Here is a 23,276-nt window from a genome sequence, read left to right as displayed (position 1 = left end):
CTTACAATTAAATAAAGACAAATGAAAATGATATTAATAAAGCAAAAAATCTATATGATTGTCATCTTATTGCTTGCGCTGACATCATGTAGTGACGATTTTCTGAATATTGCCCCAAGGGATCGTTTTTCTGACGAATTAGTATGGCAAGATCCTATTTTGGCCGAGAAATTTGTAAGTGATATTTATAATGTTTTTGAAGCTAGTAATTCTGGATTTACAGAGCAAATGCAGGCATCAGCTACCGATGAATCTATTTGGAATCATACAGATGCGTTTCTACTTCTTAATACAGGTAATATAAACGGTGTTAATCAAGGCTGGGGAGGTACTTCTCGTTGGTGGGAAAGAATGTATGTATACATACGATTTAGTAACATAGCTATTGAAAGATTAACTGATGATACCCAAAATGGTATTACAAATCAATCCGATAAAGATAAACTTCTAGCTCAAGCTTATTTCATCCGCGCTTATTGCTATCATCAACTATTGAGATATTATGGAGGTGTACCGCTTATCCTCAACAGTTATCCTTATACAGAAGATTTTGAAACTTATGAGATCGAACGTAGCTCTTATGCGACGTGTGTAGATCAAGTAATCAAAGATTGCGATGAAGCTTTAAATCGTTTAGGGAGTAGTGTTTTAGAAAAAGGAAGAGTTAATAAAAACGCTATTTTAGCATTAAAGTCTAGAATGCTAATTTACGCAGCTAGTGATTTGCACGATAAAGATAAATTAACTGCTAAAGTAAAAGACATAAGTGATTTGAATCAAAAAATAGATTTACTCGCTTATACTCAGGGTTCACAACAAGATAGATATAGATTGGCACAAACTGCTGCGAAAGCTGTAATCGATGCTAGTACAGGATACAAACTTAATTTAAATGCACCTGTTACCGCTGCACAAGGTAGAATAAATTATAAAAGCATAGCTATGGGCGGAGGCAGTAAAGATCCTAACATTGATGCTACAGCTTCTTCAGAATTATTGTTTGCAAGATATTTTATTACAGAACAAAGTTCAGCGCACGCTCGTGATAATGGTCCGAATGGATATAACAACTGGGGAGGCAATCAACCTATAGGACTGTTGGTAGATGATTACGAAATGATTGATGGAACTAAGTTCAGCTGGAGTAATCCAGACCATAAAACAGCACCATATAAAAATAGAGACCCACGTTTTTATGCATCAATATTATATGATGGGGCAGCTTGGAAGCCTCGCGATAATCCTGCTGACCCAGCTAATCAAATTCAAACGGGTACTTACGACTTAATGCTGGATGGTAAATTGATAAAATATGCAGGATTAGATACTAAACAAGGACCAAAAGAAGCACATAATGGTACTTGGACAGGATATTATGTCAGTAAATTTATAGACCCAAACCCAGAAATTATTGATGCACAAGCACGACAATTCGTTCCATGGCCATATTTTAGGTATACAGAAGCGGTTTTTAATTATATTGAGGCTAGTATTGAATTGGGGGAAACCACTATTGCAAGAGATTGGATTAATAAAATAAGATTCAGAGCAGGTATGCCAGCAATTTCAACAACTAATCAAAATGAGCTTCGAGAAATTTTTCGTCATGAAAAAAGAATAGAAATGGCCTATGAAGAACAAAGATTTTTTGATGCAAGAAGATGGTTAATCGCGGATCAAACATTAGGTCGGAAAGTAACTATAGTTGTTATTGAAGGTAAATTCAAAGCTGGAAAAACTTTAAGTAATATTTATAAATACGATGAGTCAATTTATAATTATACATATTCTCCACAAGAGTTTAATACTAAAGAAAACAGAGTTTGGAAGAATCAGCTCTATTTCTTACCTCTTTCAAGAGATGAGATTCGAAAGAACTCTAAGTTAGTTCAAAACCCTGGATACACAGAGTAGTCACTAAAAACAATAAAACCCTCCAAGAGATTGGAGGGTTTTATTGTTTTTTTTAAAAGATTTAAAATTAACCTAGACCTTTTAACCAGTCTACGACTTCTTCTCTAGCTTTTCCTAATTTTTGCTGAAGGCGTCCCAATAATTCATCATCTTTACCTTCTTCATATTTTAAATCATCATCTGTAAGTTCAGCGTATTCTTGCTTCACTTTACCTTTCATTTCGTTCCATTTTCCTTTTAAATCTAGCTTATCCATAGTTGTGTGTTTTATTTGATTATACTCTTATACAACAACTCAAAGCAATGCATGTTTGTCACATAGTTGTTACGAAATCGTTACAAATAGAGCTTTTCATATTGTAGTTCGCTTTCTTCAAAAGAAAGGTCTATTTTTAAATAATAACCAGGATAAATCAGTTTTTATACTATGACTTACGAATCTAGATACGCAATCGGCCCAAATGAGTACAAATCATTAGATACAAAAGGACTTCGCGAAAACTTCCTTATTGAGAAGTTATTTGTAGAAGATGAAATTCATTTTGTGTACACACATTACGACAGATATATGGCCGGAGGAGCCTTTCCTGTAAATAACAAAATCAAATTAGAAACTATAGAACCTCTTTTAAAAGAACCGTATTTCTTGTCTAGAAGAGAATTAGGCATTATCAATGTAGGAGGATCTGGACAAGTCGAAGTTGATGGAGAAGTTTTTGAATTAAAAAACAAAGAAGCATTGTACATCGGGAAAGGAGCAAAAGAAGTTTATTTTAGCAGTGAAAACCCAGAATCTTCTGCAAAATTCTATTTAAATTCGACACCAGCCCACCATAGTTATCCCACAAAAAAAGTAACTAAAGCAGATGCGAACAAACTAGAATTAGGCACTTTAGAAACAGCCAATCACCGCACGATAAATCAGATGTTGCTGCATACGGTCATTCAGACATGTCAATTGCAAATGGGAATGACAGAACTTAAAACAGGTTCTGTTTGGAACACGATGCCATCCCACACGCATGACCGTCGCATGGAAGTATACTTCTATTTTGAAGTTCCTGAAGGACAGGCTGTATCACACTTTATGGGTCCAGTAGAAGAAACCCGTCATATTTGGATGCACAATGAGCAAGCTGTCATATCTCCACCATGGTCTATTCACTCAGGTGCTGGTACGAGTAACTATACTTTTATCTGGGGTATGGCTGGTGAAAATATGGACTATGACGATATGGACAAATCTGCTATCACTGATTTAAAATAACATGAAAAAGTTAATTAGTTATATGGTTATTTCTAGTGCCTTTGTTGGTTCAGCATGGGCACAGAAATCTATTTCCATTACCAATCCTACCGATAATAATCGATTAGAATTAGTAAGCATACCATTTTCGAAATTCACGAAGCATTTTGGAGTAGACACTATTTTTACGATAAAAGATCAAGCTTCAGGGAAAGTTTATTTACACCAATTGGAGAAATTAGGACAAAGCCAACCCCAAAATGTATTGGTACAAGTTCCGATTTCTTCGAAAGGAAAATTAAACCTCGTTGTATCAAAAGACAAAGCTCCATCTTTTCCATCAAAAACTTATGCACGATATGTTCCCGAAAGATTTGATGACTTCGCTTGGGAAAATGACGTTGTAGCTTTTCGTATGTATGGTAAGGCTTTAGAAGGTAGAGCGGATGATGCACAAGGAATGGATTATTGGGCAAAGCGTACCGAAAATTTAGTTGTCAATAAATGGTACAAAGGTGATGATTATCACAAAGACCATGGTGAAGGATTAGATTATTATTCTGTAGGACAAACGTTAGGTGCGGGTGACATTGCTTTATACCATAACAATACTATTCAGTTTACGAAGCATTATAGAACGTATCAAATACTGGATAATGGTCCATTGCGCACCACCTTTAAACTAACATTTGAGCCACAAACCATCGAGAATCAAGAGATTGCTTTGACCAAAACAATCTCTATTGACGCTGGTCAGAATTTTAACAAAATAGTTGTTGACCTTAATAATAAGCAAGCCAACAAAACACCTGTTGTCGTAGGATTAGCCAAAAGAAACGAAAGCAAGCCGGAGGTAGAATTTGATAAAGACGATAAAACCTTAGTGTACTGGGAGCCTAACATTAATGATGCTGGACATACTGGTACTGCTTTAGTGTTAACCAATCAAAAAGTTCAATATATTGATTCAAATGAGAAGCAATTCTTATTGAAAACAGAAATCAGCAACAACAAAACATTTGTCTACTACAATGGTGCTGCTTGGAATAAAGCAGGCAAAATCACTTCTTTTGGTCAATGGGAAGATGCAGTAGAGGATTATGCTGAGCACATTCGTAAACCTTTAAAAGTAAAATTGAAATAATCATGTCTATTATAAATGCTTTCGACTTAAGTGGTAAAGTAGCCATCGTAACGGGATGTAAAAGAGGAATTGGTAAAGCTTTAGCTGAGGCGTTGGCCGAAGCAGGAGCAGATATTATTGGCGTTTCTGCAACGTTAGAATTAGAGGGCTCTGCCGTACAGAAATCCATTGAATCTATAGGGCGTAAGTTCTATGCTTATCAGTGTGATTTTTCCAATAGAGACTCATTATATGCTTTTATAACACAAGTAAAAAAAGATCATCCAGTAATAGATATTCTTTTCAATAATGCCGGAAATATATTGCGTAAGCCAGCTGCTGAGCATCCGGATGAATATTGGGATGAAATCATTGAAATCAACCAAAACGCACAATTCATCCTGACGCGTGAAATCGGAAAAGACATGATTTCACGTGGAAGCGGAAAAATTGTTTTTACAGCTTCATTGTTGACTTTCCAAGGCGGAATTACTGTTCCGGGATATGCTGCTTCAAAAGGCGCTATTGGTTCATTAACCAAAGCTTTTGCCAATGAATGGGCGTCTAAAGGGGTTAATGTGAATGCTATTGCACCGGGTTATATTGCTACGGACAATACTGAAGCTTTACGTGACGATCCTGAACGTTCGGCTTCCATATTAGGTCGTATTCCGGCGGGTCGATGGGGCGAACCGGAAGATTTCAAAGGTCCTGCAGTATTCTTAGCTTCCAAAGCTTCAGACTACGTACATGGTACCATTCTAACCGTAGACGGTGGTTGGATGGGCAGATAATATAAAAGACTTAGCTTTTGGCTAAGTCTTTTATATTTCTAGAGATATAATCCCTTTTTATCTATAAACTCGAGAACTTTATCTGGAATAAAGAACTTAATATTTTTCCCTTCTTTAATCGCTTTGCGAACAAATGTAGAGGACAATTCCATTACGGGAGTATCTGTCATAGTTACAGAAGAGTGATCTTTTAAATCTCCTCCATCATATCCCGGACGTGGATAGACAATGATGCGGTAATCACGAAGAATAATATCGGCATTTTTCCATTTTGCAAATCCGGCAAGATTATCTTCTCCCATGATAAGCACAAAATCTCTATTCGGATATTTTTCTTCTAAATGAACAAGCGTATCTATAGTATACGAAGGCTGCGGTAGCTTGAATTCAATATCAGAAGCCCGAAGCTTTTCTGCCCCCTCTATAGCAAGATTGACCATTTCTAGTCTATCGTACATATTTCCCAAAGATTTCTTTTCTTTGAAAGGATTTTGAGGAGATACCACAAACCAAACTTCGTCCAGTTCAGTAAAATTAGCCATGTAATTGGCAATGATTAAGTGCCCTACGTGAATAGGATTAAACGAGCCAAAAAATAAACCAATTTTCTTATTTGCCATTATTTAGAAAGGAAATTCAAGACTAATTCTTCTGCTTCTGCTTTTGCAGTTTCTAATTCAAAGTTATTTAAGATAACATCAAATTTATCCGCGAAACTCAATTCGTGTTCTGCTTTCGCATAACGCTCTTGCAGTTTTTCTTCTGAATCAGTTCCTCTGCCTGCTAGACGCTCTTTCAATACTTCTAAAGAAGGTGGATTTACAAAAATTGCTAACGCTTGATCTGGAAATTTGGAACGTAAACGCAATCCGCCAACTACATCAATATCAAAAATAACATGTTTGCCCAAAGCCCAAATACGTTCTACTTCTGAACGCAACGTACCATAGTAAGTGCCCGAGTATACTTCTTCAAACTCGATAAATTCCTGCTTTGCAACACGGTGTAAAAACTCCTCTTTAGAAATAAAATAGTAGTCCTTTCCATTTACTTCTTCACCTCGTGGCTCGCGTGTGCTTGCAGATATCGAAAACTCGAAATTATCTGGGTACTTGCTTAGCAAATGTTTTACAATAGTTGTTTTACCAGCCCCAGAAGGCGCCGAAAAGATGATTAGCTTTCCGCTCATGTTTTTTATAATACGTTTAGTAGTTGTTCTTTGATTTTTTCTAATTCTTCTTTCATACGAACTACGATTTGTTGTATGTCCGCATTATTTGCTTTTGAACCCAAAGTATTGATCTCACGGCCCATTTCTTGAGAGATAAAACCTAATTTCTTACCATTAGAATCGTCTGAATTCAACGCTTTGATAAAGTAATTACAGTGGCTTTTCAGACGTACTTTTTCTTCGGTGATATCTAATTTATCTATGTAGAAAACAATCTCTTGCTCAAATCGATTTTTATCAATATTCTCTTTGCCTACAGCGTCTGCCATATACTGACTCAGACGCTCACGAATCAATGGAATGCGATCTCCTTCGACAGCTTCTACTTCTGTTAAGTACGAAAGAATAAGATGTACTCGTTTTTCTAAGTCTACTTTTAAAATATTACCTTCATCTGCACGAAATGTATTGAACTTCTCTACAGCAGCATAAAAAGCATCCATCAAGACTTTACCTTCTTCTTCATCTACTTCATCATCATTCGTAGAAATTACCTCCGGCATATTAAGCGCCAAGCTAAATAGGGAAGAAGTTTCTTCTCCTACTTCCGTAGCAATATCTTTTAATTGATTGTAGTATTTTTTTAGCAACTCCGCATTGATAGAAGAAGCTTTGGCAGTTTGATCTGTGTATTCTGAAGAAATCAAAACATTGACCTTTCCGCGTTCTATAAGCTTGCTGCATTCGCCGCGAAGTGTCAATTCTTTGTCCGATACAACTTTGGGAAGTCGTATATTCAATTCCAAAAACTTAGAATTAAGGGATTTTATTTCGACAGTGTATTTGACTTTCGCATTCTCATGCGTGCCAACACCGTAGCCAGTCATTGATTTTATCATATGCAAAGGTAGGAATTATCAGACTAAAAGGAAATTATTATTCGGAGGATCTATTTGCGACCTTTTATTAGCTCAATAATAGGAGGCAATAAAGAAAATCCTATGATAGCCAATACAACTAAAGAAAAATTCTTTTGAATAAATTCAATCTGTCCAAAGAAATAACCGGCAAATAAGAAAAGCGATACCCACAGAATACCTCCTATAATATTGTATTTTCCAAAATGGCTATAGTTCATCTTGCTAATGCCCGCTACAAAAGGAGCGAAGGTGCGTACTATGGGAACAAATCGAGCATAAATAATTGTTTTACTTCCGTGTTTCGCGTAGAAATTTTGGGTTTTTTCTAAATATGAGGGTTTGAAAATCTTAGAATCCGCTTTAAAAACACGAAAGCCAAAATATTTTCCTATCTCGTAATTGACAAAATCACCTAATACGGCTGCAACAATCAGTAGAATAAGCATTACTATGATACTTAAATCGGTCTCAGGCTTGGCTATCAAAGCACCCATTGCAAACAACACAGAATCACCCGGAAGAAATGGAGTAACAACTAATCCTGTCTCCGCAAAGATGATTAAAAATAAAATCAAATACGTCCAATATTGATAGTCGTTGACAATACCGACCAAATGCTGGTCAATATGCAATATAAAATCGATTAAAGTACTTATGACCTCCATAGTGCTAAAACAAAAAAGGAAGCTTTTAGGCTTCCTTTTTCTTGAAAAATTTTTCTCTTATGACTTCGAATATAATCGGTAGTACTGATAAAAATATAATAATCAGTACCACTTTCGAAAAGTTGTCTCTTATAAAAGGAATATTACCTAAGAAATATCCTGCTAAGGTAATTCCACCTACCCATAATATTGCGCCAACCACATTGTAAGTTAAGAATGTACCGTAGTTCATTCTGCCTATACCACCCACAAAAGGAGCTAACGTACGTACAATAGGGACAAAACGAGCAATTACGATGGTTTTACTGCCATATTTTTCATAGAACGAATGCGTCTTTTCTATCTGATCATCCGTAACCATTTGTTTACCGAACAGCTTAAATTTCGTAATCTGCATTCCAAAATTCTTACCGATAGAATAATTCAACGAATCACCTGTAATTGCGGCTACCAATAAGATGAGTATTAACAACCAAACATTCAATTCATTCGGCTGTGCCGCCAACATACCTGCAGCGAAAAGCAATGAATCGCCAGGCAAGAATGGCATAACTACAACTCCAGTTTCCACAAAGATGATTAAGAACAAAATTAAGTATGTCCAAGTTTGGTAATTGTTTACAATCTCTACCAAATGGTCATCTATATGCAGAATGAAGTCTATTAAAGAATAGATAATGTCCAAAATAGCTAATATTAATTGTAGTTATTCAACATTACCGGCATCACCAACATCAAAATATCTTCATTGTCTGCTTTCACGGCAGGAACCAAAAGACCAGCACGATTAGGGCTACTCATTTCCAATACCACTTCCTCGCAGTTCAAGTTATTCAACATCTCTACCAAGAATTTAGCATTGAAGCCGATTTCCATATCGTCACCTTCGAATTGACAGCTCAATCTTTCGTGTGCCTCATTAGAGAAATCTAAATCTTCAGCAGAAATATGTAATTCTGAACCGTTGATTTTTAAACGTACTTGATGCGTAGTTTTGTTTGCAAAGATCACTACACGACGCAAGATATTTAAGAATAAAGAACGGTCAACCGTTAATTTATTAGGATTTACTTGAGGAATTACCGCTTCGTAATCTGGATAACGTTCATCTACCAAACGACAGATTAAATTGATGCTTCCAAATTGGAAGAAAGCATTCGTGTTATTGTATTCAATAGAAACGGTAGTTTCATCCGATGGCAATGAAGATTTCAATAATGTCAATGCTTTTTTCGGAAGGATAATAGATGTAGATTTTTCTGCACCTACATCTGTACGACGGTATCTAACCAAACGGTGTGCATCAGTTGAAACGAAAGTAATGTTTTGCTCATTCAATTGAACCAAAACACCTGACATTGCTGGACGCAACTCATCGTTACTTACCGCGAAAATAGTTTTGTTAATAGCTTCTGATAAAATAGAAGCTGCCAAGTTCACCGTAGACACATTGTCTACCACTGGGATTTTAGGAAAATCATCGGCATTTTCACCACTTAATTTATACTTACCATCACCCGCACTAATTTCAATAGCCAATGTTTTAGTATCTACTGAAAATGCTACTGGTTGATCTGGTAGAGTTTTTAATGTATCAATCAAAATCTTCGAAGGCATTGCTACGCGACCTTCTTCTTTTGCTTCTATAGGTAAAGAGGTAACCATACTTGTTTGCAAGTCTGTAGCTGAAATAGTCAGCATATTGTCCTTTATTTCAAACAAGAAGTTCTCCAAAATTGGAAGAACTGTACTACTACTTGACGCGCCACTGATGACTTGAAGTTGTTTTAATAAGACTGAAGTGGATACAATGAATCTCATGCTTTTTGCGATAATTTACTTATATGCAATATTACGGATTTTAAATCTAAAATTCGAATCTCCCGCCACTCGAAAGCCTTTATTTATACAATTTTAATTTTAGTACATTTGTGATGAAATATTTATGCAATTCAAAGAGATAATAGGACATCAAGAGGTCAAGAATCATCTGCTCAATTCGGTTAAAAATAACCGAGTGAGCCATGCCCAACTATTTTTGGGACCCGAAGGATCTGGTTCTCTTGCTATTGCTGTAGCGTACGCACAATATATCAATTGTGAAAACAAACAGGAACACGACAGCTGTGGTGAATGTGGATCCTGCCATAAATATCAGCGTCTTATTCATCCTGACTTGCATTTCTCTTATCCTTTTTATCCATCCAAAGACACGGTTGTCGCTGTTGACGTATTAAACGAATGGAGAACAGCATTTAACAAAAATCCTTATTTGGGATTGAATTACTGGCGGGATCAGTTGGATGCCGGCAATAAGCAAGCAAATATTCCGATTAAGGAAGTACACGATATTATCAAGAAATTGAGTTTAAAAGCTTTTGAAGCGGAATATAAAGTTTTGATAATGTGGCTTCCAGAATATTTGGACAAAGAAGGAAATGCGTTGCTAAAGCTTATTGAAGAACCTCCTGCTAAGACATTATTTCTTTTAGTGGCCGAAAATCAAGAACGCATATTAAATACCATCATCTCACGTACACAATTGGTCAAAATCAATAAAATTGACCACGAAGAGATGAAAAACTACCTTGTAGAAAAACATGAAATTGAAAATACGGTAGCTAATGAAATTGCTTTCATCGCAGATGGCAATGTTCAAGAAGCGCTGAATCTTTTATCTTATCAAGAACATAATAGTAATTTTACCACTTTTGTGGAGTGGATGCGCTATATCGTCACCGACAGAGGTGCTGATATTTTGAAACTTAGCGATGATAATCTTGCAAAACTAGGACGCGAAAATCAAAAAAGTTTCTTACTTTATGCCATTAATATGATTCGACAAATCATTTTGGTTCAGCAAGGTTTGAGAGGTTTAGTATTTTTGAAAGAAGAAGAACTAAAATTTGTCGAAAAATTTAGTGAATTATACCTATTTGAACAATTGACGGAAGCTATTAATCTGTTGGAGAAAACACATTATGGCATCGAAAGGAACGGTAATCCTAAAATATTATTTTTAGATTTATCTTTGCAATTAGTTTTATTGTTCAAATATCAAACGTTCCCTCAAGGGACTCAATATATATAGAAAGAAAAATATGGGATGTGGCAGTTGCTCATCCGGTGGGGGGTGTGGTACTAGCACCAAATTAGGTACGGTACCTGCAGGTTGTAACAACAACGGCACCTGTATGACCAGCGGATGTAATAAATTAGATGTGTATGACTGGCTTTCCGATATGGATTTGCCATCAAATTATAAACCTTTCAATATAGTAGAAGTCCGTTTCAAAGGATCTCGCAAAGATTTCTTTGTCAATACGGATAATATTTATCTTGAAATGGGTGAAATGGTCGCTGTAGAACCTTCTACGGGAGGATATGATATTGGACACGTATCCTTAACAGGTGAACTTGTGCGTCTTCAATTGAAGAAAAATAATGTCAATCCTGAAAATGTAGCAAAAAAGATCTATCGCAAAGCAAACGAAGCGGATGTAGCAAAATACAACGCAGCGAAAGAATTGGAATGGGAGACTATGCACCGTGCACGCAAATTGGCATTGGACTTAGGTCTTTCGATGAAAATTTCAGACGTCGATTACCAAGGCGATAAGACAAAGGCAACCTTCTACTATACAGCAGAAGGTCGGGTCGATTTCCGTGAGTTAATCAAAAAAATGGCTGAAGCATTTCGTATTCGTATCGAAATGCGTCAGATTGGTATGCGTCAGGAAGCCAGCCGCTTGGGTGGTATTGGTTCTTGTGGTCGTGAATTATGTTGTTCGACTTGGTTGACAGATTTCAAAACCGTTTCGACTTCTGCAGCACGTTATCAAAACCTTTCGTTGAATACATTAAAACTTGCTGGACAATGTGGCAAGTTGAAATGTTGTTTGAACTACGAATTGGATAGCTATATGGACGCATTAAAGGATATTCCGAATGATGTGGACCGTATAGAAACAAAAAATGGTGTTGCTTACCTTCAAAAAACAGACATCTTCAAGAAAACCATGTGGTTCTCTTATCCAGGTGCTGAAAGTTGGATACCGCTTCCAATCAGTAAAGTGAAAGAGCTTTCTGAGTTGAACAAAAACGGTAATAAACCAGAAAGTTTAGATCATGCTCCTGCTCAAAAAGAAGTCGTGAAACCTGTTGTGTTGGATTATGAAAATGTAGTAGGGCAGGATAGCTTGACACGTTTGGACGAAAAAAATAAAAAACGCAAGAAGAAGAAATCTAAGAGCAAACAAGCTAATGGCTCTACGACTAAAGTAGAAAACGACAAAGTTACTCCTACAGTAGAAAACAAGCAACAAAATCAGCAAACTCCGCTTAAAGAGCAGAAAAAGGCTGAAGGAGATAACAAACAAACTGCGGAGAATGGTCCAAAGCCTGAGCAAAAGAAAAAACGCAGATTCAACAATAATCGAAATAGAAATAGATCGAACGAAAATAAACAACAAAATGGTGGTGAATAATTTCACCACCTATATTTTTTAGTATGAAAAATCTGTTAGTCCTTTCTGTCTGTTGCTTATTAGGTGTGGCTTGCACCAATAATGCCTATTTTGAAAAGAATAAGGTGATTAGCAACCGTTCTTGGGATTATAATCAGCAACCTTCATTTGAGGTAAAAATAGATGACAAAGTGGCTAAATACGATCTCTTTATTAATTTGAGACATACTAATTTGTACGATTACTCTAACATCTATGTGCTCCTGCACGAAAAAGGAAATGGTCTTACCGATACTGCTTACCGCGAAGAAATCAAATTAGCAGAATTGGACGGAAAATGGATAGGTCAATCATCTGGCTCTCTTTACGAAGTGCAATATTTAGCTAAAAAGAATTTTACTTTTCCAGACACAGGAACTTACACATTTGCTTTGGAGCAAAATATGCGTGTCAATCCATTATTAGAAGTGACTGATGTGGGTATTAAACTCATAAAAAAATGATAACTATTCTTAGATGGATTTTACTACCGTTTAGCCTAATTTATCATGTTATAATATGGGTCAGGAATTTATTATATGATTTCCAAATCTTTAAAAGCAAATCCTTCGACATTCCTACCATTGTAATCGGTAATCTTGCTATTGGCGGCACAGGTAAAAGTCCGATGACAGAATACCTTATTCGTTTACTAAAGGATGAATATAAAATAGCTACTTTAAGTCGAGGCTACGGACGCAAAACTAAAGGATTTAGACTCGTGGAACTTTCATCTCAAGCTATTGAAGTGGGAGATGAGCCTTTACAATTCAAAAAGAAATTTCCTGAAATAACCGTTGCTGTTAATGAAGATCGCTGTGCTGGAATAGAAAAATTACAAGAATATCACGATGTAATTATTTTGGATGATGCTTTTCAGCATAGAAAATTAAAACCCGGATATTCCATTCTTTTATTCGATTTTCAATCTCTATACCAACCAATTATTCTTCTTCCGACAGGAAATTTCAGAGATATATTTTCTTCTACAAAAAGAGCTGATCTGATTATTATAACCAAATGTCCTGAAATAATTTCTGAGAATAAGAAAGCCCATATTGAGCACTTAATTCGTAAACACAATACGGCTCCTATTTTTTATACCAGAATAGGATATGATAAGCCGTTAAATATTTTAGGTAAGACATATGCAGAAGAATTAACGGATAAATATATTGTATTATGCTGTGGGATTGCTAATCCAACACCTTTAGTTGATTATTTGGAAACAAAAGGAAATAAGGTGCAATTGGTTCAATTTCCAGATCACCACAATTATACAGCAGGTGATTATGAAAAAATTAAAGCCATTTTTAATCAAATAGAATTCCCAAATAAGCTTATTATTACAACGGAAAAAGATCTTCAACGCATAGATAAAGAATCCTTTATCGATTACCCGTTATTATATATACCTATTCATCTTCAAACAGCAGATAAACAACAACTTACTTTTGATCATTTCATAAAAAATTACATTTCTAAAAATTTAAATTAAACTTTTCATAACTTCATAAGTCATAAACCTATTATAAACTTGACATTAAAAATCCAAAACTTATGAAAAATTTAATGACAATTCTAGCATTAGTACTTACTATAGGCTTTGCTAATGCTCAACAAGGCGGTCCACGTCAACAACGCAACCCTGAGGAAATGGCTAAAATGCAAATAGAAAGATTAACAAAAGAACTTAATCTTTCACAATCTCAACAAGATTCAATTCACAAACATATTTTAGTTTTCTCAGCGGAACAACAAAAAGTTTTCAGAGAAGCTGGTGACAATCGCGAAGAGGCTATGAAATCTTTTCAAGCTATTCGTGATAAGCAATCAGCAAAGATTAAAACTTTCTTAAACGAAGAACAAATCAAAAAATATGATGAGTTAGCTCAACAAAGAGGCGGATTTGGTGGACAACGAGGTCAACGTCCTAACAACTAGTTTAGTTCAAACTCAAATGAGGAAGGCTTATTTCTGCGGATATAGGCCTTTTTTGTTAAAACATGTTAAATTGTAACAAACTAGATACACTTAACGCAATAAACTTAGGCATTTGACTGTTATACTACTGAACAAAGTTTAAATAGAGTATATAACATAAAATTTTAAATGCTATGAAAAAATTAATTTTAACAGGTCTAAGCTTTTTATTTGCAATTACATTGACATTTGCACAAGACATTAATCCAGAAACAAAAGCAAAACAGAAAGTCGATGAATTGACTCAGGTTCTGACTTTAAATGAAGATCAACAATCGGCAGTTTTTACTATCATATTAGAAAAAGTAACAGCAACACAAGCTATTAAAGCAGACACTACATTAGCTGCGGACGTAGCACAACAACAACTTGATGCTGCTCAAGCAACTGCACATCAAAAAATTTCTGAACAATTAACAGAAGATCAGAAAGTAGCTTTTGCTAAATACCTAGAAGACAATAAAGGTAAAAAAGAAGATGAGCAAGGTGAACAACAACAAGAGGAAGAAAATAAAGAAGAAGGCAACAACTAAAAATCTCATTCATAATTTATTGCAATTTTAGAAATTAACAATTTCATTAATTACCCTAACAAAAAAGGCGGAAATAATTTCCGCCTTTTGCTTTTACTAAATATTTAGTCTTCGTTAAGAAGTTTTTAGTTTCTTCTGAATGTCTTGGACATAAGTTTTGAACTTTTTATCCGTTTCAATCAAGTCTTCTACTGTCTGGCAAGCATAAATAACTGTAGAGTGGTCACGCCCACCGAAGAAGTTGCCTATAGATTTCAAAGATGATTTAGTGTGATTTTTCGCTAAGTACATAGATATTTGACGAGCTTGTACAATTTCGCGTTTACGTACTTTCGATTTAACCATCTCTACTGGAACTTCAAAATACTCACATACCAATTTCTGGATATATTCCATTGAAATTTCTTTATGGGTATTTTTAACGAAGTTTTTCAGCATAGACTTCGCAAGGTTCAAGTCTATTTCTTTTTTGTTTAAAGTAGATTGTGCTAACAAAGAAACCATAGCGCCTTCCAATTCGCGTACGCTATTGTCAATTTGAGTAGCAACATATTCAACCACTGCTTCAGGTAGCTCAATACCATCTGAATACATTTTTTTCTTCAAGATTGCCATTCTTGTTTCCAAGTCTGGAATTTGAATGTCAGCAGATAATCCCCATTTGAAACGGCTTAAAAGACGTTCCTCAAGACCTGATAAGTCTTTAGGTGCTTTGTCCGAAGTCAAAATGATTTGCTTACCAGACTGATGTAAATGATTGAAAATGTGGAAGAAAATATCTTGTGTCTTTTCTTTACCAGCGAAATTATGTACATCATCCATGATGATAACGTCCATAGCTTGATAAAAATTCACAAAATCATTGATAGTATTGTTTTTCAATGAATCTACGAACTGCTGACAAAATTTTTCACAAGAAACATAGATGACCAATTTGTCCGGTAAATTTTTCTTGATTTCATTACCAATGGCCTGTGCCAAGTGTGTCTTACCTAAACCAACATCACCATATAACATTAAAGGATTAAAAGAAGTTCCTCCAGGCTTGTTTGCAACTGCATATCCTGCTGAGCGAGCTAATCTGTTACATTCACCCTCTACAAAATTCTCAAACGTATAGTTTTGATTCAATTGCGGATCTACTTGCAGTTTCTTAAGTCCTGGAATGACAAAAGGGTTCTTTATATTTTTGTTTAATGCTACAGGGACAGGTATAGATTGCTTTTTACCTTCGGCACCATTACCATTTGACGGAAGATTAGTAGTATAAGGTGTGTTTGCAGAAGATTTCTCCACCACAATATTATACTCTAATCGACCTTGCTCACCTAAGAATTTCTTTACAGTCTTACGTAAGATACCTACGTAGTGCTCTTCCAACCACTCGTAAAAGAATAAACTAGGAACTTGAATAGTTAAAACGTTTTCCTCCAAACGAACCGCTTTCACAGGCTCGAACCATGTCTTATAACTTTGTGCAGGAATGTTGTCTTTAATCACTTGAAGACAATTATTCCAAACACTTGTATACGTTTTTTCCATTCTTAAATTGTTAATAACTTGATAACCAATTATTGATAAAAAAATTGTTTATAACTTTCCCTTTCAACGAAGATGACAAAAATTTCCGACCTAAAAAAGTGAAAGTATAAAAAAAATACACTTCATTAATATTCAACTAGTTACATATTTTTTAAGTGATCATAGGCCTGTGTTTTGATGTCAATTCAAACTTTTCCACACAACAAATTTCGAACCAAAAATGAAAGAATTTGAGGTTGTTTATAACGGTTAATAAAAAGTCTTGTGGAAAACTTTCTACTTCTAAAATACGGAAAATTTTATCATAAAATCAAACAAAAAGAGCCACAAAATTTGTGGCTCTTTCTCTAAATATTTTTGTTTTTTCTTATTAACCTACCTGAGATTGTGTAGGATGCGTTTTAGCTAATTTTTTGCATTCTTCAAAAATTGCTTGAGCATCATAATTACAAATTCTCCACAACTCTTTCTGTTCACCATGCTCAACTATTTCATCCGGAATTCCAAGACGTGTAACATGTGCGACATAATTATGTGTAGACATAAACTCTAACACAGCAGAACCAAATCCTCCTGGTAATACACCATCTTCTACCGTAATAACCTTATTAAATTTCTTGAACACTTCGTGTAATAATTCTTCATCCAAAGGTTTTACAAACCGTATATCATAATGTGCTGGATATATTCCTTCCGCATTCAAATCCAATATAGCCTTTGTTGCCTCATTACCCATATGACCTAAAGTAATTATGGCTACTTCTTCACCATCAACTAATTTACGGCCTTTGCCTATCGGTAATGCTTTGAAAGGTCTTTTCCAATCTAGCATTACACCATTACCTCTTGGATAGCGTATAACGAATGGTCCTGCATTTTCTAATTGAGCAGTATACATCATATTACGCAGTTCCTCTTCGTTCATCGGAGCTCCAATCGTTAGATTCGGTATACAGCGCATAAATGCAACATCATATGCACCATGGTGCGTAGGACCATCCGCTCCAACCAAACCCGCTCTATCTAAGCAAAAGACAACATTTAATTTTTGCAAAGCCACATCATGTATCACCTGATCATATGCACGCTGCATAAACGACGAATAAATATTACAAAAAGGCACCAAACCTTGAGTCGCCAAACCTGCACTGAAAGTTACAGCATGTTGCTCTGCAATACCTACGTCAAAAGCACGATCTGGCATAGCTTTCATCATGATATTCATGGATGATCCACTAGGCATAGCTGGTGTGATTCCCATTATTTTATCATTTGCCTCGGCAAGCTCTACCAAAGTATGACCAAATACATCTTGGTATTTGGGTGGCTGAGGTTTCTCGTATACAGATTTCTTGATTTCTCCAGTTATCTTATCAAATAAGCCTGGAGCATGCCATTTAGTTTGATCTTTTTCAGCTAACGCGTAGCCTTTTCCTTTTACGGTAACTACATGTAAAAGTTTAGGACCACTTATATGTTTTAAATCCTCTAAAGTCTTTACTAATTTATTGACATCATGACCATCTACAGGTCCGAAATATCTAAAGTTAAGTGACTCAAAAAGATTAGCATTTTTCAAAAGAGTGCCTTTAATGCTTTGTTCTAATTTTTTAGCCCACCCGTAGGCATCTGGACCATTCTTAGAGATTTTGGCCAAAATAGAAATTAGCTCATCTCTAAATTTATTATAACTTTTCGAAGTGGTAATACTTGTCAAATATTCTTTAAGCGCCCCCACATTCGGATCGATAGACATACAGTTATCATTCAGAATAACCAATAAATTGGATTTCTCAATACCTGCATGATTCAATGCTTCAAATGCCATACCGCCAGTCAAAGCTCCGTCACCAATAATTGCCACATGCTGACGATCTATTTCTCCTTTGTATGCAGAAGCTACAGCCATCCCCAAAGCGGCTGAAATAGAAGTAGAGGAGTGACCCACACCAAAAGCATCATATTCGCTTTCGCTGCGTTTTGGAAATCCCGATATACCTCCTAATATTCTATTTGTATGGAATTGTTCTCTTCGACCTGTAAGGATTTTGTGGCCATAAGCTTGGTGGCCTACGTCGAAGACAATTTGATCATATGGTGTATTCAACGCATAATGTAGAGCTACTGTCAATTCTACAACACCTAAACTCGCCGCGAAATGCCCCCCATTGACAGAAACTATATCAATGATAAATTGTCTGAGCTCTTTACAAATCTCTTCTAAATCCGATTCTTTAAGCTTTCGCAAATCCGAAGGATAAAGAATATTTTTTAAAAGTGCTCCTGCTTCTATTTGCATACCTTAAAATAAGTTTCAAAACAAGTTACAAAGTAACAAATTTATTCTTTTAACTAATGTATATATATACAAAAAACTGGCATCAAAAGTTTTGATTTCAAGTTTTAAAATAAATATTAGTGTGTAAATGCGTATTTTTGATTCTATATATGGAAGTTACAAATTACGAAATAAAACTCGAACAATTCGAGGGGCCTTTTGACTTATTATTGTTCTTCATTGAACGTGATGAGCTTAATATCCATGATATTCCTATCTCTAAGATTACGGATGATTTCTTGGATTATATCCAAAAGATGCACTCCCTAAACATAGAATTGGCTTCAGAATTTATTTTCGTAGCATCGACTTTAATGCGGATTAAAGCTAAAATGTTGCTTCCACGTCCTGACTTAGACGAAAATGAAAACGAAGTTGACCTGAAAGAACAACTTGTTCAAAAACTTATTCTCTACAAGCAATTCAAAGATGTATGTGAGGATTTGAAAGTATTAGAATCCAATAGAGAAAAATTACATCATCGTGCAAATATTGCTTTTGATCTCAAGCATACGAAACGTCAGATTACAGAGGAGGAATTAGCTTCTTTCGATTTGTATAAGCTGATGATGGTTTACGAAAAAATGATGTATCATTTTACACATCGCGTGGTTCCTGTAACACATACTGTTGTAAAATTTCCTTACACCATCGAAAAACAAAAAGATGCCATCTCTGCTCTTTTAGACTTAAATAAGAAGCTTGATTTTCAAATGATATTGAGAAATTCTGAAAATAGAGTCCAATTTGTATTTAATTTCCTAGCTATATTAGAAATGCTTCAACAAAAATTATTGGAAATAGAAGTAGGCTTAGGATATAATAATTTTGAAGTAGCTACGAGAGATCCAAATGCTCCAGAGGAAGAAAATATAGAAGAAGAATAATTTTTTATGGAATTTGTAGGAAACGTGCATCCATGCAAAAACTATAAATCATGAAAATATTATTTAACAATTTCATACTAGTACTGTTTTTAACGATTTCTTTAGAAACCACTGCTCAAATTTCAACTAATCGTTCTTTTCCTCCTATAAATGGAAATAAAGAAGACAAAAAATGGTATGCACACCCCGACTCTACTGATTTTAATTTTTCAATTTCTCCAGATTATTTTTTATTAGGTACATTAAATGGTTATATGGGGAGAAAGTATTCCAATCCAGAAGAGAATACTATTGACTCTTATAAAGCTGCTACACATCTAAAAAGATACATTTTTGACTTTATAAAGAATCACTATTTTACTAGTCCTGATAGCACCGATGCATACTTTATAAAAGACGAAAAAGTGGCTAAAAAAATAAACTCCTATTTTGACCAAGATGGAAAAATTATTCCTCAAGAATTAAAAGATGAAAATGAACTGTACTCCTATATTTTGGGCAAATATTTAGTTTATGGTGAACACTTAGACGAAAATATTTATAAAATAATTATAGTAAATTCTTTCGAAGGAGATTTAGTCTATAAAAGCTTGAAGCAAATAGGCTGTGACAAAATTCTCTACAAAATATATCGTGGCTATATTCCTACTTCACAAGTTTATTACTTTGAAGCTACACCAAGAATGATTAAATTTTTTAAATCATTTGCTAATCTCAAAGACAAAATTTCACATGAATCTATTTTATCTTATTTAGAAATTAGGTCAATTAGTACTCTAAATGATATAAAGAGAATGAGGAATGAATCAAAAAATAAAGAATTTAATAGAATAAAAGCTGCCTTTAGCAATGACAGATAAGTTACCTATTTCATAGATTTCAAATGATCTAATATATCTTTTAAATATTTATAACGCTCAGAATAATCTACCTGAGGTAGATTACGCAAAGAGTAAATTCCGCTAGTCAAAGCTTTAGTAGATATATGTGAAAAAGATGAAATAAAACCTTCTAAATTTATTTCTTCCAAATATCCATCTACAATCCCATAATTTTTAGCTTTATCAGCATCAAAATATTCTGTTTGTAAACATAATTGTAGAGCTTTTTTCTCCGACATAACTTTCAGTAGGCTTGCCATAACTTGAAAAGGAAACAAGCCTATTGCTAATTCAGGTAACTTAAATTGTACTTCACGATTACTGAAAACATAAGTACAGCCCAAAATAAGTAGGAAGCCGCCAGCAATTACACTTCCTTCTACTATTGCTATAGAAGGCTTTAACAAACTATCGAATACCTGACCTAATGATATATCTTCATTAGTTATAGAAGGATTTACACTATCCAAATCTGGATTTTCGAAAGTATTCAAATCCATTCCCGCACAAAAAATAGGTCCTTCAGCTTTAATAATAACAATTTTTACGGCATCATCTTGATTTGCTTCTTGAAAAGCGTGATAAATCTCATTGACCATAGTAGGAGTGAAAGCATTTCTTTTCTCCGGTCTAGCCAAGGTTAAGACAAATTGATATTCTATTTTTTGAACCTTAATATATTTGTACATGGATTTTAACTTATCATATCGAAAAAACTAATTTTCAATTTATTAATATCAATAGGATTACTTTTTCCGAATCTATCTAATAAAATTTCTGTAGGAATATTACCTACCATTTCATCTTGGGCAAAAGGACAACCTCCAAATCCCATGATAGCACCTTCAAATCTTGTACAGCCTCCTTTATTAGCGGCATTTATCTTCTCTGTTGCCTCATTTGCATAACTGTGCAAATGCACACTAAAATCTAATTTAGAAAATTCTTTATATAACTTTTTAAATAGTGATGTAATCATTACGGGAGTAGCCTGGCTAGTGGTATCGGCAATCGAGAAACGTTTAATTCCTAAATCTTTTAATTTATCTACCCATTGCAACACCAATTCTTCATTCCAAATATCCCCATACGGATTCCCAAATGCCATAGAAATATAAATTACGAGTTCCTTATCACTGTCAGCTATAGTATTCAATATATCTTTTACGGTAGAATAAGCCTCTTCAATTTTCGTATTCGTATTCCTCTTTTGAAAAGTCTCAGAAATAGAAAAGGGATAACCTAAATAATCTATTTCATCAAACGATTTAGCTTGTATAGCCCCTTTTAAATTGGCTATGATGGAAAGTAATTTTGTGTTATTAACTTTCTCTAGTCCATGGACTACATAACTGGTATCCTGCATTTGAGGTACAGCTTTTGGGGATACAAAAGACCCAAAATCTATATATTCAAAAAGATTGCTCTTTATTAAGTTGTTAATATGGGCTATTTTTTTTTCGGGACGTATTAAATTTTTTCTACCTTGAATAGCGTCGCGAGGACAATCAATAATTTTAATTTCTTGAGGATTAGACATCTTTTTTTATTTCACGTGAAATGACCATTTTTTGTATTGCGCTTGTGCCTTCCCCAATAGTACACAATTTAGCATCTCTAAAAAATTTCTCCGCTGGATAGTCTTTTGTGAAGCCATATCCGCCATGTATTTGCACAGATTGATTTGCGACCTCTACAGCTACTTCTGAAGCATATAATTTTGCCATTGCACTCTCTTTAGTGACCTTTAGATGATTGTCCTTTAAGTATCCTGCTCTTCGAATCAATAATTCTGATGCATCAATTTTTGTCGCCATATCGGCTATTGTAAATGAGACATCCTGGAAATCATAAATCTTTTGATTGAATTGCTCCCGCTCATTTGCATAGCGCAAAGCACATTCATAAGCTCCACGCGCTATACCTAATGATAAAGCAGCTATTGATATTCGACCTCCATCTAATAATTTAAGAGCTTGTACAAAACCATTACCAATCTCACCTATTACTTGATCCTTATGTACACGGCAATTATCAAAAAACAAGAAAGCAGTTTCTGATGCTCGCATCCCTAATTTATCAATTTTTTTTCCAGAACTAAAACCTTCTGTACCTTTTTCTATAATAAATGTGGACATGGCATGATTATTTCCTTTTTCGCCGGTGCGTGCTATCACCACAGCTACATCACCACTTATAGCATGTGTAATAAAAGTTTTAGAACCATTAATTATCCAATAATCACCATCCTGTACAGCAGTAGTAGTCATACCTCCTGCGTCGGATCCTGATCCTGTTTCTGTTAAGCCCCAAGCTCCTATCCATTCTCCAGAAGCTAATTTTGGCAAATATTTAGCTTTTTGAGAATCATTCGCAAAGGATAAAATATGATTTGTACAAAGTGAATTATGAGCAGCTACTGATAATCCTATAGATCCGCAAACCTTTGAAATTTCGTCCAAGATGGTAATGTAATCTTGATAACCTAATCCAGCACCTCCATATTCTTCTGGAACTAGGACTCCCATAAATCCATATTCTCCCATTCTGTGAAATAAATCTACTGGAAAATATTGTCTCTCGTCCCAGTCCATTACATAGGGTTTGATGTAGGTCTTTGCAAATTCTCTTGCACTTTCGCGGACTAAAGCTAATTGCTCTGTTTCATAATTATTGTACATCGTGATTTTTTACTTAAGTTTATATATTGTTAACAGCTAATATTATAAATATCGTAAAAATCAAATAATATTTTATCATATTTATAATATTAA

General features: G+C 34.8%; 24 protein-coding genes. 12 read left to right on the top strand and 12 right to left on the bottom strand.

All coding sequences use genetic code 11. The features are described from left to right. Window positions 1–54: 54 nt before the first annotated feature. The gene (locus G5B32_RS08260) at window positions 55–1,914 is read left to right on the top strand and encodes a RagB/SusD family nutrient uptake outer membrane protein (RefSeq protein WP_206366842.1); all 1,860 of its coding nucleotides are present in this window, start codon (window positions 55–57) and stop codon (window positions 1,912–1,914) included. A gap of 67 nt (window positions 1,915–1,981) precedes the next feature. Here the strand turns inward: G5B32_RS08260 and G5B32_RS08255 are convergent, their stop codons facing one another. Then, complete coding sequence (locus G5B32_RS08255) at window positions 1,982–2,170, bottom strand: CsbD family protein (protein ID WP_165291066.1); 189 nt, start codon at window positions 2,168–2,170, stop codon at window positions 1,982–1,984. A gap of 171 nt (window positions 2,171–2,341) precedes the next feature. Here G5B32_RS08255 and kduI point away from each other — a divergent pair, with 171 nt between their 5' ends. From kduI to G5B32_RS08240, 3 genes are read left to right on the top strand one after another with little or no spacing between them, the layout of a single operon-like run. Beyond that, window positions 2,342–3,181 (top strand): 5-dehydro-4-deoxy-D-glucuronate isomerase, encoded by an 840-nt coding sequence (gene kduI, locus G5B32_RS08250; protein WP_165291065.1) that lies wholly within the window; start codon window positions 2,342–2,344, stop codon window positions 3,179–3,181. 1 nt (window position 3,182) lies between these two features. Continuing rightward, window positions 3,183–4,304: a DUF4861 family protein gene (locus G5B32_RS08245; protein ID WP_165291064.1), complete on the top strand. Its 1,122-nt coding sequence runs from the start codon at window positions 3,183–3,185 to the stop codon at window positions 4,302–4,304. A gap of 2 nt (window positions 4,305–4,306) precedes the next feature. Next, on the top strand, window positions 4,307–5,077 hold the full coding sequence (locus G5B32_RS08240) for an SDR family oxidoreductase (protein ID WP_165291063.1): 771 nt from the start codon (window positions 4,307–4,309) through the stop codon (window positions 5,075–5,077). A 38-nt stretch (window positions 5,078–5,115) separates the two neighbouring features. On the opposite strand, the gene nadD is transcribed toward G5B32_RS08240, so the two are convergent. Genes nadD through dnaN form a run of 6 tightly spaced genes read right to left on the bottom strand, consistent with a single transcriptional unit; the run spans window position 5,116 to window position 9,654 of the window. After that, window positions 5,116–5,697, bottom strand: a complete 582-nt coding sequence (gene nadD, locus G5B32_RS08235) for a nicotinate (nicotinamide) nucleotide adenylyltransferase (protein WP_165291062.1) — start codon at window positions 5,695–5,697, stop codon at window positions 5,116–5,118. Continuing rightward, the gene (gene gmk, locus G5B32_RS08230; protein WP_165291061.1) at window positions 5,697–6,266 is read right to left on the bottom strand and encodes a guanylate kinase; all 570 of its coding nucleotides are present in this window, start codon (window positions 6,264–6,266) and stop codon (window positions 5,697–5,699) included. The genes nadD and gmk overlap by 1 nt, the downstream gene beginning before the upstream one ends. A 5-nt stretch (window positions 6,267–6,271) precedes the next feature. Next, window positions 6,272–7,147 (bottom strand): YicC/YloC family endoribonuclease, encoded by an 876-nt coding sequence (locus tag G5B32_RS08225; protein WP_165291060.1) that lies wholly within the window; start codon window positions 7,145–7,147, stop codon window positions 6,272–6,274. Window positions 7,148–7,197: 50 nt separating this feature from the next. Beyond that, window positions 7,198–7,833 carry a DedA family protein gene (locus G5B32_RS08220; RefSeq protein ID WP_165291059.1) on the bottom strand — a complete coding sequence of 212 codons (636 nt, stop codon included), beginning with the start codon at window positions 7,831–7,833 and terminating at the stop codon, window positions 7,198–7,200. Between the two features lie 25 nt (window positions 7,834–7,858). Further along, on the bottom strand, window positions 7,859–8,518 hold the full coding sequence (locus G5B32_RS08215) for a DedA family protein (RefSeq protein WP_165291058.1): 660 nt from the start codon (window positions 8,516–8,518) through the stop codon (window positions 7,859–7,861). Window positions 8,519–8,529: 11 nt separating this feature from the next. Next, window positions 8,530–9,654 carry a DNA polymerase III subunit beta gene (dnaN, locus tag G5B32_RS08210; RefSeq protein WP_165291057.1) on the bottom strand — a complete coding sequence of 375 codons (1,125 nt, stop codon included), beginning with the start codon at window positions 9,652–9,654 and terminating at the stop codon, window positions 8,530–8,532. 124 nt (window positions 9,655–9,778) lie between these two features. Between dnaN and G5B32_RS08205 the strand changes: the two genes are divergently transcribed. The 6 genes from G5B32_RS08205 (at window position 9,779) to G5B32_RS08180 (ending at window position 14,854) form a co-directional block, all read left to right on the top strand. Then, a complete protein-coding gene (locus G5B32_RS08205) occupies window positions 9,779–10,924 on the top strand; it encodes an ATP-binding protein (RefSeq protein ID WP_165291056.1) in 1,146 nt (381 codons plus the stop codon). 10 nt (window positions 10,925–10,934) lie between these two features. Continuing rightward, window positions 10,935–12,320, top strand: a complete 1,386-nt coding sequence (locus tag G5B32_RS08200) for a stage 0 sporulation family protein (RefSeq protein WP_206366841.1) — start codon at window positions 10,935–10,937, stop codon at window positions 12,318–12,320. A gap of 23 nt (window positions 12,321–12,343) precedes the next feature. Continuing rightward, window positions 12,344–12,802, top strand: a complete 459-nt coding sequence (locus G5B32_RS08195; protein ID WP_165291055.1) for a gliding motility lipoprotein GldH — start codon at window positions 12,344–12,346, stop codon at window positions 12,800–12,802. Continuing rightward, window positions 12,799–13,836 carry a tetraacyldisaccharide 4'-kinase gene (gene lpxK / locus G5B32_RS08190; protein WP_206366840.1) on the top strand — a complete coding sequence of 346 codons (1,038 nt, stop codon included), beginning with the start codon at window positions 12,799–12,801 and terminating at the stop codon, window positions 13,834–13,836. The genes G5B32_RS08195 and lpxK overlap by 4 nt, the downstream gene beginning before the upstream one ends. A gap of 62 nt (window positions 13,837–13,898) precedes the next feature. Then, window positions 13,899–14,282 (top strand): hypothetical protein, encoded by a 384-nt coding sequence (locus tag G5B32_RS08185; protein ID WP_165291054.1) that lies wholly within the window; start codon window positions 13,899–13,901, stop codon window positions 14,280–14,282. 173 nt (window positions 14,283–14,455) lie between these two features. After that, window positions 14,456–14,854, top strand: coding sequence for a hypothetical protein (locus tag G5B32_RS08180; RefSeq protein WP_165291053.1), 399 nt, complete (start codon window positions 14,456–14,458; stop codon window positions 14,852–14,854). Window positions 14,855–14,968: 114 nt separating this feature from the next. On the opposite strand, the gene dnaA is transcribed toward G5B32_RS08180, so the two are convergent. Both dnaA and dxs read right to left on the bottom strand, forming a co-directional pair. After that, window positions 14,969–16,396 (bottom strand): chromosomal replication initiator protein DnaA, encoded by a 1,428-nt coding sequence (dnaA, locus tag G5B32_RS08175; RefSeq protein ID WP_165291052.1) that lies wholly within the window; start codon window positions 16,394–16,396, stop codon window positions 14,969–14,971. Between the two features lie 370 nt (window positions 16,397–16,766). Further along, window positions 16,767–18,695, bottom strand: a complete 1,929-nt coding sequence (dxs, locus tag G5B32_RS08170; protein WP_165291051.1) for a 1-deoxy-D-xylulose-5-phosphate synthase — start codon at window positions 18,693–18,695, stop codon at window positions 16,767–16,769. Between the two features lie 149 nt (window positions 18,696–18,844). Between dxs and G5B32_RS08165 the strand changes: the two genes are divergently transcribed. Beyond that, entirely contained in the window at window positions 18,845–19,621 is a 777-nt protein-coding gene (locus G5B32_RS08165) for a segregation and condensation protein A (protein ID WP_165291050.1), read from the top strand. Between the two features lie 50 nt (window positions 19,622–19,671). Then, window positions 19,672–20,481 (top strand): hypothetical protein, encoded by an 810-nt coding sequence (locus tag G5B32_RS08160; protein ID WP_165291049.1) that lies wholly within the window; start codon window positions 19,672–19,674, stop codon window positions 20,479–20,481. A 5-nt stretch (window positions 20,482–20,486) separates the two neighbouring features. Here G5B32_RS08160 and G5B32_RS08155 read toward each other — a convergent pair whose 3' ends face one another. The 3 genes from G5B32_RS08155 to G5B32_RS08145 are packed head-to-tail and all read right to left on the bottom strand — an operon-like array spanning window position 20,487 to window position 23,183. After that, a complete protein-coding gene (locus G5B32_RS08155; RefSeq protein ID WP_165291048.1) occupies window positions 20,487–21,191 on the bottom strand; it encodes an enoyl-CoA hydratase/isomerase family protein in 705 nt (234 codons plus the stop codon). Window positions 21,192–21,196: 5 nt separating this feature from the next. Next, window positions 21,197–22,042: a hydroxymethylglutaryl-CoA lyase gene (locus tag G5B32_RS08150; RefSeq protein ID WP_165291047.1), complete on the bottom strand. Its 846-nt coding sequence runs from the start codon at window positions 22,040–22,042 to the stop codon at window positions 21,197–21,199. Beyond that, window positions 22,035–23,183 carry an acyl-CoA dehydrogenase family protein gene (locus G5B32_RS08145; RefSeq protein WP_165291046.1) on the bottom strand — a complete coding sequence of 383 codons (1,149 nt, stop codon included), beginning with the start codon at window positions 23,181–23,183 and terminating at the stop codon, window positions 22,035–22,037. Before G5B32_RS08145 ends, G5B32_RS08150 begins: the two co-directional genes overlap by 8 nt. Between the last annotated feature and the right edge of the window lie 93 nt (window positions 23,184–23,276).

Source organism: Sphingobacterium sp. SGL-16 (genome assembly GCF_011043515.1).
Taxonomy (GTDB): Bacteria; Bacteroidota; Bacteroidia; order Sphingobacteriales; family Sphingobacteriaceae; genus Sphingobacterium; species Sphingobacterium litopenaei.
The sequence above is the reverse complement of the archived record's forward strand: the minus strand, read 5'-3'. Positions and strand labels throughout refer to the sequence as shown.